Here is an 11958-nt window from a genome sequence, read left to right on the forward strand (position 1 = left end):
CTCCCAGCGCGAGCTCGATCACACCGCCTGGGATCTCAACACCCGTCCTCGCAAATCTCTTGGCTGGCGCACTCCCTCTGAGGTCTTCTTCGAGTCAGCCTTCAACGCCAGCCACTCAAATCAACCCGCTGTTGCACTTGGGCTTTGAAACCGCCGTTACTTTCATTTGAGCCAGCAAATGAAAGTGACTCGCCCGCCGGGGCGAGACCCGGCACTGCCACGCAGTGAGCGAAAGCCCCCGCGGGCGGGCGGCTCGGACGATCAGAACGTTTCCCAATCGTCGGCACCTGCCGTCGCGGCGGCCAGCGCCGGACGCGGGGCCGGGGCCGGCTCGACCGCAGGCCTGGCAGCCACCGGCGCCGGGGCCTTCGCGACCGGCTTCGGCGCCGCCGGCCGCGCCGCCGCGACCACCGGCTTCGCCGCCTGGAAGACCGGCCCAGCTGCCGGCCCAGCGACACCCCCCGTCGACAGCTTGAACACCGCCACGTTCGCCAGCAACTGCGCCGCCTGCCCCTTCAGGCTCTCGGCCGCGGCCGCGCTTTCCTCGACCAGCGCCGCATTCTGCTGCGTCGCCCGGTCCATCTGCGTGACCGCCTCGCCGACCTGGCTGACGCCGGCCGACTGCTCGACGCTCGCCGACGTGATCTCGCCCATGATGTCCGTCACGCGGCGGATCGACGCCACCACCTCGGCCATCGTCGTGCCGGCTTCGTCGACCAGCGCCGTGCCCTGCTCGACCCGCTCGACACTGGTCGAGATCAGCGTCTTGATCTCCTTGGCAGCATCGGCGCTGCGCTGCGCCAGGCTGCGCACCTCGGCGGCCACCACCGCGAAGCCACGGCCCTGCTCGCCGGCACGCGCCGCTTCCACCGCGGCATTCAGCGCCAGGATGTTGGTCTGGAACGCGATGCCGTCGATCACGCCGATGATGTCGGAGATGCGGCGCGACGAGTCGTTGATGCCCTTCATCGTGTCGACGACACGGTTGACCACCTCGCCGCCGGACACCGCGACGCTCGACGCACTCATCGCCAGCTGGTTGGCCTGGCGGGCGTTGTCGGCGTTCTGCTTGACGGTGCTCGACAGCTGCTCCATCGACGCGGCCGTCTCCTCGAGCGCGCTCGCCTGCTGTTCGGTGCGGCTGCTCAGGTCGTTGTTGCCTTGCGCGATCTGCGCGCTGGCCGTGGCCACGCCATCGGCGTTCTGGCGCACGCCACCGACGATGCCGCGCAGCTTGTCCTGCATGTCGCCGAGCGCCTTCAGCAGCTGGCCCATCTCGTCGCTGCCGGTCGCCCGGATCGGCTGGCTCAGGTCGCCGTCGGCGATGCGGTTCGCATCGGCCACCGCCTGCGCCGCGGCGCGGGCCAGGCCGCCCGACAGCAACCAGGCGATCGCGAGGCCGAGTGCGGTCATCACGACCAGCCCGGCGATCAACATCGTGCGCGAGGATTCATAGGTCTTCTGGCCGTCGGCGGCCGCCGCCGTGCTGCCGGCGGTGTTCAGATCGATCAGCTTGCCGAGTTGCGCGCGGGCGTCGGTGTACGACTGGGCGGCCGGGCCGTTCAGCAGCTTCTTGACGCCGGCGGTGTCCATCTCCTTGGCCATGCGCAGCATCTCGAGGCTGCTGGCCTGATAGCTCTTCCACAGCTGCGCGAACTGCTCGTACGCGGCCTTCTCTTCCGGAGAGCTGATCATCGCCTGGTAGGCGGCGCGGTGGGTCTCGAAGGTGCCTTCCACCTTCTTCATCGAGGCCTCGATCGGCTCCACGTCGAGCGAGGTGTCGATCAGCGCGAGGCGCATGCGCACCACGCGGTACGACGTGAGATCGAGGTTCAGTTCACCGAGCGCACGCACGCTGGGCAGCCAGTTGCTGGCGATTTCGGTGGCGTTCGCGTTGACGTGGCCGAGGCGACCGATCGCCAGCAGGCTTTGCAGCAGCGCGATCGCGAGGACGAGGCCGAAGCCGCCGATCAGCTTGGTGCGGATGCTGAGGTTGTTCAGGTTCATGGCGTGTGGAGGCTCAAAAGGTTTCCCAGTCGTCGCTCGGGGCGGCGCTGGCCGCCGGCTTGCTGGCGGCCGGTGCGGGTTTGGGTTCGGCGCGCGGGGCGGGCGCGGCTGCGATGACGGGGCTCGGTGCGGAGCGGGCCGGCGCGGCGGTCTTCGCGGCGACGGGCTTGAAGGCCACGGGCTTGTGAGCTGGTGCAGCCGGTTTCGCGGCCGGTTTCACGACCGACGCGGTCATTGCGGCAGCGGGCTGCAGCATCAGGCTCTCGCCCGCTTCCAGCCGGAAGGTCGCGACCACCGAGGCCAGGCGCTTCGCCTGGTCGCGCAGGCTCTCGGCCGCGGCCGCCGATTCCTCGACCAGCGCGGCGTTCTGCTGCGTCATCTGGTCGAGCTGGGTCACGGATTGATTGACCTGGCTGATGCCGTCGCTCTGCTCGGACGACGCGGCGGTGATCTCGCCGATGATGTCGCTGACGCGCTGCACCGAGCCGACGATCTCGCTCATCGTCTTGCCGGCATCGGCCACCAGGCGCGAACCGGCTTCGACGCGGTCGACGCTGGCGCCGATCAGGCCCTTGATCTCCTTGGCGGCCTGCGCGCTGCGCTGCGCCAGGCTGCGCACTTCGCTCGCGACGACCGCGAAGCCGCGGCCCTGCTCGCCGGCACGCGCGGCTTCGACGGCGGCGTTCAGCGCCAGGATGTTGGTCTGGAACGCGATGCCATCGATCACGCCGATGATGTCGCTGATCTTCTTCGAGCTGGCATTGATCTCGTTCATCGTCGTGACGACCTGCGAGACCACCGAACCGCCGCGCGCCGCGACTTCAGCAGCCGACGAGGCCAGCTGGTTCGCCTGGCGGGCCGAATCGGCGCTCTGCTTGACGGTGCCCGTCAACTGCTCCATCGACGAGGCGGCTTGCTGCAGGTTCGACGCCGTCTGCTCGGTGCGGGCGCTCAGGTCCTGGTTGCCGGTCGCGATCTCGCCCGATGCGGTCGAGATGCTGTCGGTGCTCTGGCGCACCTGGCTCACCGTCGTGCGCAGCGAGCGCACCATCGTCGACAGCGAGTCGAGCAGGCTGCCCGGCACCGACTGGCTCAGGTCGACCGCCAGGTTGCCGCGCGCGACCTCGCCCATCACCGCCATCGCCTCGCTCGGCTCGCCGCCGATCTGGCGCAGCACGCTGCGGGCGATCACGACCCCGAGCGCGCCGATGCCGGCCAGGATCAGCAGCGTGACCAGCAGGCCCTGCACCGCGGCGTCGCGCACGTGGGCGTCGACGTCGTCCATGTACAGGCCCGAGCCGACCAGCCAGCCCCAGTTCTTCAGCTGCATCACGTACATCAGCTTGGGCACCGACTCGGTCTGGCCGGGGCGCGGGAAGTCGGTCATCAGGTAGGCGCGGCCGTCCTTGCTGGCGCGCAGCACGTCGATCTCGCCCTGGATGATGTCCAGGCCCTTGCTGTCCTTGACCTTGCCGATCATCGGCTGGCCGTCCCACTCGGGCTTCAGCGGGTGCATCACCGCGGCACCGTCCATCGAGAAGATGTAGAGGTAGTCCTTCGCCTCGGCACCGTAGCGGGCCACGCGGATCGCGTCCCGGGCCGCCTTCTGCGCGTCTTCCTTGCTCATCGTGCCGGCCGTGGCCTTGGCCTCGAAGCCGGCGGCGATGTTGTAGGCCGCCTCGACCGCCGTCACCAACTGGCCCTTGCGCCCTTCGACGATCTGGCTGCGCATGCGCAGGCTCGACGCGACGGTCAGCAGGATCAGCGCGAGGATCGACGCGCCGACCAGCAGGCCGATCTTGCGTTTGAAGGACAGGTTGAGCATGGGGAACCTCGGGTGGAGCAGGACAGGTTCAGGGGCGGGAACAGGGGCAGGAACAGGAAAGGGCAGGCGCTCAGTGCGCGACGAGCCGGAAGCTGCCGACCGCCTGCGCCAGGCGCGCTGCCTGGTCCTTCAGGCTTTCGGCCGCGGCGGCGCTTTCTTCAACCAGCGCCGAGTTCTGCTGCGTCATCTGGTCGAGCTGGGTCACCGCGGTGTTGATCTGGCCGATGCCGTCGCTCTGTTCGGACGAGGCAGCGGTGATCTCGCCGATGATGTCGCTGACGCGCTGCACCGAGCCGACGATCTCGCTCATCGTCTTGCCGGCATCGGCCACCAGGCGCGAGCCGGCTTCGACGCGGTCGACGCTGGCGCCGATCAGCGCCTTGATTTCCTTGGCCGCATCGGCGCTGCGCTGCGCGAGGCTGCGCACTTCGCTGGCGACGACCGCAAAGCCGCGACCCTGCTCGCCGGCACGCGCGGCTTCGACGGCGGCGTTCAACGCGAGGATGTTGGTCTGGAACGCGATGCCGTCGATCACGCCGATGATGTCGCTGATCTTCTTCGACGACGCATTGATCTCGTCCATCGTCGTGACGACCTGCGAGACCACCGAGCCGCCGCGCGCGGCGACCTCAGCGGCCGACGACGCGAGCTGATTGGCCTGGCGCGCCGAATCGGCGCTCTGCTTGACGGTACCCGTCAGCTGCTCCATCGACGACGCGGTCTGCTGCAGGCTGGACGCGGCCTGCTCGGTGCGCGCACTCAGGTCCTGGTTGCCGCTGGCGATCTCGGTGCTGGCAGTGCGGATGCTGTCGCTGGCGGTGTGCACCTGCTGCACGACGCGGCCGAGCGCGGCCGTCATCGTCTGCAGCGCGCGCATCAGGTCGCCCATCTCGTCGCCGCGGGTCACGGCGGCGCGCGGGCTCAGGTCGCCACCGGCGATCGAGTCGGCCAGCGCGATCGCCTCGCCGAGCGGGCGGCGGATCGAGCCGACCAGCGCGAAAGTGCCGAACAGCGCGCCGAGGATGATCAGCCCGACCACGCCGGCCGCCACCGTCACCGTCTTGCGGCGCTCGGCCGACAGCCGTTCGCGCGTGGCCTGGGCCGACTGCTCCTGCAGCGTGACGAAGCCGCGCAGCGATTGCATGTAGGTGTCGACGGCCTGCGCGAAGCCGCCCATCGCCAGCGCGCGGGCGCCGTCGGGGTCGCCGCCTTCCTTCTTCTTCGTGATCTCGGCCGAGGTGTCGAGCACGACCTTGCGGTCGACGGCGATCTTCGCCATCTGCTGCGTCTCGGCGTCGGTCTGCGGCAGCTCCTTCAGCTGCTTCTGCAGCTCGGTGATCTGCGCGATGGCCTTCTCGTTGATCTCCTTGAACGCGACGCGCACCGAAGGATCGCTGCTGATCGCGCCGGCCTGGGCGCGCGACACCGCGGCCTCGGTCAGGCCGGCCCAGCGGGCGGCCGTGCGGATCTTGGTTTCCGACAGCGCCAGCGCCTCGTCGGAGACAGCCTGCACCTGCGCCGAGCGCCACGCGGCGAAGGCGATCAGCGCCAGCAGCGCGACGATGAAGGTGCCGACGGCGAACCAGATGCGGGTGCCGATGCGGAGGTCTTGAATTCGCATGATGTTGCGTCCGGTAGAGAGGGTGAGCGGCTCAGTGCCGTGCTTCGAGGCGGAACGCGCCGACGGCCTGCGACAGGCGCTGCGCCTGGTCCTTCAGGCTCTCGGCCGCGGCGGCGCTCTCTTCGACGAGCGCCGAGTTCTGCTGCGTCATCTGGTCGAGCTGGGTGACGGCGGCGTTGACGCTGCCGATGCCATCGCTCTGCTCGGACGATGCGGCGGTGATCTCGCCGATGATGTGGCTGACGCGCTGCACCGAGCCGACGATCTCCTGCATCGTCTTGCCGGCGTCCGCCACCAGGCGCGAACCGGCTTCGACGCGGTCGACGCTGGCGCCGATCAGGCCCTTGATTTCCTTGGCGGCCTGCGCGCTGCGTTGCGCGAGGCTGCGCACTTCGCTCGCGACGACCGCGAACCCGCGGCCCTGCTCGCCGGCACGCGCGGCTTCCACCGCGGCGTTCAGCGCGAGGATGTTGGTCTGGAACGCGATGCCATCGATCACGCCGATGATGTCGCTGATCTTCTTCGAGCTGGCGTTGATCTCGTTCATCGTCGAGACGACCTGGGCAACGACCGTGCCGCCGCGGGCGGCGACCTCGGCGGCCGACGAAGCCATCTGGTTGGCCTGGCGGGCCGAGTCGACGCTCTGCTTGACGGTGCCGGTGAGCTGCTCCATCGACGAGGCCGCCTGCTGCAGGTTCGACGCGGTCTGCTCGGTGCGCACGCTCAAATCCTGGTTGCCGGTCGCGATCTCGGCGCTCGCGGTGGTGATGCTGTCGGTGCTGCTGCGCACCTCGCCGACCAGCCGGCGCAGCGAGGCCTGCATGTCGGCCAGCGCGCGGGCCAGTTCGCCGGCCTCTCCGCCTTCTCGGCCTGCCTGGATCGACAGCGTCTGCGACAGGTCGCCCGCGGCGATCGCTCGGGCATGGCGCACGGCCTCGCCGATCGGCGCGGCGATCGAGCGCGTCAGCCACCAGCCGAAGCCGCCGGCGACGCCGACGCACACCAGCACCAGCACGCCGACGACGGTCGCCGCGAGGCTGGTACCCGTCTCGGCATGTTCCTCGGCGGCCGCGGCACGGGCCGTGGCCAAGGCCGCGAGTTCATCGACGGCAACCTGGTAGGCCTTGCGGGTCTTGTCGAAATCGCCGGCCAGCAGCGCTTCGAGCGCGACGAAGTCGCCGTTGTTCTTCAGCGCATCGAGCTGCGGATCGAACGCGAGTGCGGCCTTGCGCGCCTGCACCGCCTTGTCGAGCAGCGCCTTCATCTCGGGGTCGGACACCAGCGCCTCGATCTTCTTGATCGTCTCGCCGTTGACCACCGCGGTGAGTTTCGACTGCTTGGTCAGCTCGTCGGAGAACTCGCCGGTGCCCAGGCGCGCGTTGGTCGTCACGCGCAGCGTGTTCAGCGCCGCCTGCGCATTCCAGTCGCGCGCCAGCTGCGTCATCTGCCACTCGGTGGCCGACAGGCGCTTGAGCGTCGACGTGGTCTGCTTCAGCTTGATCGCGCTGTAGCCGGTGGCCAGCACCATCAGCAGCACCAGCAGGCTGAAGACCAGCCCGAGCCGGGTGCCGATGCGGGCGTTGCGAAAACTGAACTGCATGCAGCGCTCCTGGGATGAGGGGGGACTACGGCGCTGGCGCGCGTTCTTCAGGTGCGTCGCGTCAAGCCGTCAGGCGGAACACCGACACCACGCCCGACAGCCGCAGCGCCTGCTCCTTCAGCGACTCGGCGGCGGCGGCCGATTCCTCGACCAGCGCGGCGTTCTGCTGCGTCATCTGGTCGAGCTGGGTCACCGCGGTGTTGACCTGGCCGATGCCGTCGCTCTGCTCCGACGCCGCCGAGGTGATCTCGCCGATGATGTCGCTGACGCGTTGCACCGAGCCGACGATCTCGGTCATCGACCGGCCGGCGTCCGCCACCAGGCGTGAGCCGGAATCCACCTTGTCGACCGACGCGTCGATCAGGCTCTTGATCTCCTTGGCGGCCTGCGCGCTGCGCTGGGCCAGGCTGCGCACTTCGCTGGCGACGACCGCGAAGCCGCGGCCCTGTTCGCCGGCGCGTGCTGCTTCCACCGCCGCGTTCAGCGCCAGGATGTTGGTCTGGAACGCGATGCCGTCGATCACGCCGATGATGTCGGCGATCTTCTTCGAGCTGGCGTGGATGTCGTTCATCGTCGAGACGACCTGCGACACCACCTCGCCGCCCTTGCCGGCAGCGCCTTGCGCCGACGAGGCCAGCTGGTTGGCGGTGCGTGCCGAATCGGCGGTCTGCTTGACGGTGCCGGTCAGGTGGCCCATCGACGATGCGGTCTGCTGCAGGTTCGACGCGGTCTGTTCGGTGCGCTGGCTCAGGTCCTGGTTGCCGGTGGCGACTTCGCCGCTCGCGACCTGGATGCTGTCGGCCGATTGCCGCACCTGCGTGACCATGTCGTGCAGGCTGGCGTTCATCTTGCCGAGCGAGCGCATCAGGCCGGCGATCTCGTCGCTGCCCTCGGCCGTGACCCGGCGCGATAGGTCGCCGCCGGCCACCGCGTCGGCGAGTGCCGCCGCCTGGGCCACCGGCACGGTGATCGAGCGCGTCAGCAGCCAGGCGAACACGGCGCCCAGCACCAGCGCCAGGCTGCCGGTCACGCCGATCAGCAGGCGGCCGCGCAGCGCGTCGGCATCGATCTGCTTCGCCATGTCGTCGATCGACTTCTTCTGGTAGTCGACATAGGCCTGCATCACCGCCACGTAGACCGGCGCGACGACCTGGAAACCGGTGTCGTAGATGCGGGTGGCTTCTTCGGTGTTGCCGGCGCGCTTGGCCGCCATCATCCCGTCGCGTGCCACCAGGTAGGTCTTGCGCGTTTCGCCGATGCGGTCGAGCAGCACCTGCTCGGCGGGCGTGGTCGGGAAGGCCTTCAGCGCCTGGACGATCTCGTTGCCGCGCACCGTCGAGGCCTTGGCCTCGTCGGAGAACAGCGCTTCGAGCGTGGCATCCGGGCTCTTGGCGATCGCCTTGCCGCGGGTCACGCCGATCGACACGTTGCGTGCCCATTCGGCGGCCAGGCGTTCCTTGGCGAGCGGCTCGGCCATCATCTGCTGGGTGGCCTGGGCGATGCTGCTCAGGCGCCAGACGCCGACGATCATGATCAGGCACAGGAGCGCCAGGGTGACGGCAAAGCCGCCGCCCAGGCGGACTCCGACGCGGACGTCATTCAACTTCATGGCCGTGCTCCGGTTGTTCTGGAAAATGGCCCGCTTGCGCGGGCCGCTGTCTCTGTGGAGGAACTCAGTGGCGCGAGCGGCGCACCAGGCTGCCCACGTCCAGGATCAACGCGACCCGGCCGTCACCCATGATGGTGGCGCCCGACACGTCGTTGACCTTGCGGTAGTTGGCCTCGAGGTTCTTCACGACGACCTGCTGCTGTCCGAGCAGCTCGTCGACCAGCAGCGCGACGCGGCCGCCTTCGGCCTCGACCACCACCATGATCCCGCTGACGTGCTCGAAGTCGAAGCGCGGCACGTTGAAGACGCGCTCCATCTCCAGCACCGGCATGTACTCGTCGCGCACCTCGACCACGCGGCCCGAGCCGCCGATCGTCTTCACCATGTCGGGCTGCACCTGGAACGATTCGATCACCGACGACAGCGGGAGGATGTAGACCTCTTCGCCGACGCCCACCGACATGCCGTCCATGATGGCCAGCGTCAGCGGCAGGCGCACCGAGACGCGCATGCCGTAGCCTTCGGCCGAATCGATCTCGACGGTGCCGCCGAGCGCGGTGATGTTCTTCTTGACCACGTCCATGCCGACGCCGCGGCCGGACACGTCCGTCACCACGTCGGCGGTCGAGAAGCCGGGCGCGAAGATCAGGCCCCACACCTCTTGGTCCGTCATCGAGTCGGGTGCCGGGATGCCGCGCTCGCGGGCCTTCTTCAGCAGCTTCTCGCGCGACAGGCCGCGGCCGTCGTCGCGCACTTCGATGACGATCGAGCCACCTTGGTGGGACGCGCTCAGCGTGATGGTGCCGGTCTCGGGCTTGCCCTTGGCGACGCGCTCGGCCGGGGTCTCGATGCCGTGGTCGCAGCTGTTGCGCACCAGGTGGGTCAGTGGGTCGGTGATCTTCTCGACCAGGCCCTTGTCCAGTTCGGTGGCTTCGCCGAGCGTCACGAAGTCGACCTTCTTGCCGAGCTTGGCGGCCAGGTCGCGCAGCATGCGCGGGAAGCGGCTGAACACCATCGACATCGGGATCATGCGGATCGACATCACCGATTCCTGCAGATCGCGGGTGTTGCGGTCCAGGTCGGCGAGGCCGGCGGCGAGTTGCTGGTACAGCGCCGGGTCCAGGCCCTGGCTGTTCTGGGCCAGCATGGCCTGGGTGATCACGAGTTCGCCGACCAGGTTGATCAGCTGGTCGACCTTCTCGACCGACACGCGCAGCGTCGAGGCCTCGACCGCGGCGGCCGGGGCCTTCTCGGCCTTGGCCACCGGCTTCGCGGCGGGCTTGGCGGATTCGACCGAGGTGCCGGCGTCAGCGGCCGGCGCGGCATCGGCGGCCGGCGCCGCGGCGCTGTTCGGAGCGCCCGGGGCGTCGTCGAAGAAGCCGTAGCCGAGCTCGGCCTCGCTCGGCGCGACGGCGGCCGGGGCCCCCGGTGCGCCGTCGTGGAAGCCGTAGCCCGGGCCGAGCGGCAGCAGCGAGACCTGCTCGCGCGCCACGTGGAAGGTGAACAGGTCCAGCAGGTCGCTGTCGCTGCTGGTGGTGCAGATCTTGAAACGGCGCATGCCGTCGGCCGACATGCCGTTGTCCAGCGGCTCGATGGTGCCGAGGTCGGTGATTTCCTTGAACAGCTCGACCAGGTTGTCGGCGTCCGTCAGGTTCTTCAGCGGACCGACGCGCAGCTCGAGCACGCGGGCATGGCCGGCCGCCGACGGCGCGGGCATCGCCGACGACGCGGCCTTGGGCTTGTCGGCCGGGGCGGCAGGGGCGGTCACGGCGGCCGGGGGCGCCTCGCCGGCCACCATCGCGCGGATGTTGAACAGCAGTTCGGTCGTGTCGAGCTCGGCGCCGCCGTTGCCCTGGTGGCGTGCCAGCTGGGCGCGCAGTGCGTCGCCCGATTGCAGCAGCACGTCGACCATCGGCGCGGTCGGGACCAGTTCGTGGCGGCGCAGCTTGTCCAGCAGCGTCTCCATCTGGTGCGTCAGCTCGGCGACGTCGGAGAAGCCGAAGGTCGCGGCGCCGCCCTTGATCGAGTGGGCGCAACGGAAGATCGCGTTGAGCTCCTCGTCGTCGGCCGACTCGATGTCGAGGTCGAGCAGCAGCTTCTCCATGCGGTCGAGGTTCTCGCCCGCCTCTTCGAAGAAGACTTGATAGAACTGGCTCAGGTCAATGCCGGCGCTCAGCTGAGAGCCTTCGGAGGTCATCTCGCCCATGGCGTGCTCCTGGATGGATGTCGTTATGTTGTCGGTGGCGAAGAAGGCGGGCGTGGGCGCGGGGCGCTCAGCGCACGACCTTCTTGATGACTTCGATCAGCTTGGCCGGATCGAACGGCTTGACCAGCCAGCCGGTGGCGCCGGCGCTGCGGCCTGCCTGCTTCATCTGGTCGCTCGACTCGGTGGTCAGGATCAGGATCGGCGTGCTCTTGAACTTCGGGTTGTCGCGCAGCTTCTTCGTCAGGCTGATGCCGTCCATGCGGGGCATGTTCTGGTCGGTCAGCACGAGGTCGAAGTCGCGACCACTCGTCTTCTCGTAGGCGTCCTGGCCGTCCACGGCCTCGACGACGTTGTAGCCGGCGCTCTTCAGTGTGAAGGACACCATCTGGCGCATGGAGGCGGAATCGTCGACGGCGAGGATGGAATGCATGGGTTTCTCCGGATTTCTCGAAAACTGTTTCGGTAGGTGGACTGAAGTCTTGAGGGCGGCCTAGAACAACTCGATGGAACCGACGTCCATTTCGGCCTGGGTCACCGGGTTGGGTCGCAACGGGGCTTCCTCGACCACGGTCTCACCGTCTTCGTCATCCGCGAAGGCCTCGCGGGCCAGCCGGTCGACGCAATTGCGCAACCGGCGGTTGGTGTGGTGGATCAGCTGCGACGCCATGTCCTGGAACTGCAGCGCGGTGACCGCACCGCCCAGGTCCTGCATGACACCGCTGAACACCTGGTCGCTTTCGTCGCCCGAGTGGGGACGCTCGCGCAGCGTGCGGATCTGCTCCGAGGCGCCGTAGAAGCGTTGCATCAGCGTGTCGCACGCGTCGGCCAGCAGGGTCTGAAGGCGTTCCAAATCGTTGGTGGCCGACATCAGGTGGTCCTGCAGGTCGGCGGCGGCCAGCAGTGCCATGCCCGCGGGGGCGGGTGGCATGCCGGCATCGTTGGCGTCGTTCATCTGCATCCGAATCTCCGCTCGAAGGTGAGGGATGGGGGGCGCTGCGCAGGGGAGCTCCAGCGCAGAGCGTGATATCTGTCAGGCATTTTCGGCAGGGGGCGGGAAAGCATTAGCTCAATCACCGGTGAAAAGTGCCGC

At 68.8% G+C, this 11958-nt stretch carries 8 protein-coding genes; all 8 read right to left on the reverse strand.

The window, feature by feature from the left end:
• Positions 1-261: 261 nt before the first annotated feature.
• Positions 262-2007 (reverse strand): methyl-accepting chemotaxis protein, encoded by a 1746-nt coding sequence (locus ACXJLU_RS22295; RefSeq protein ID WP_457334751.1) that lies wholly within the window; start codon positions 2005-2007, stop codon positions 262-264.
• 13 nt (positions 2008-2020) lie between these two features.
• Positions 2021-3832 carry a methyl-accepting chemotaxis protein gene (locus ACXJLU_RS22300; RefSeq protein WP_457334753.1) on the reverse strand — a complete coding sequence of 604 codons (1812 nt, stop codon included), beginning with the start codon at positions 3830-3832 and terminating at the stop codon, positions 2021-2023.
• Positions 3833-3902: 70 nt separating this feature from the next.
• Positions 3903-5453 (reverse strand): methyl-accepting chemotaxis protein, encoded by a 1551-nt coding sequence (locus ACXJLU_RS22305; RefSeq protein WP_457334755.1) that lies wholly within the window; start codon positions 5451-5453, stop codon positions 3903-3905.
• A gap of 31 nt (positions 5454-5484) precedes the next feature.
• Complete coding sequence (locus ACXJLU_RS22310; protein ID WP_457334757.1) at positions 5485-7053, reverse strand: methyl-accepting chemotaxis protein; 1569 nt, start codon at positions 7051-7053, stop codon at positions 5485-5487.
• A gap of 61 nt (positions 7054-7114) precedes the next feature.
• On the reverse strand, positions 7115-8662 hold the full coding sequence (locus ACXJLU_RS22315; RefSeq protein ID WP_457334758.1) for a methyl-accepting chemotaxis protein: 1548 nt from the start codon (positions 8660-8662) through the stop codon (positions 7115-7117).
• A gap of 64 nt (positions 8663-8726) precedes the next feature.
• Positions 8727-10868, reverse strand: a complete 2142-nt coding sequence (locus ACXJLU_RS22320; RefSeq protein WP_457334759.1) for a chemotaxis protein CheA — start codon at positions 10866-10868, stop codon at positions 8727-8729.
• Between the two features lie 67 nt (positions 10869-10935).
• Positions 10936-11298: a response regulator gene (locus ACXJLU_RS22325; RefSeq protein ID WP_047511098.1), complete on the reverse strand. Its 363-nt coding sequence runs from the start codon at positions 11296-11298 to the stop codon at positions 10936-10938.
• A gap of 60 nt (positions 11299-11358) precedes the next feature.
• Entirely contained in the window at positions 11359-11826 is a 468-nt protein-coding gene (locus ACXJLU_RS22330; protein WP_073468972.1) for a hypothetical protein, read from the reverse strand.
• Positions 11827-11958 lie beyond the last annotated feature (132 nt).

The organism is Rhizobacter sp. P5_C2 (genome assembly GCF_054049715.1).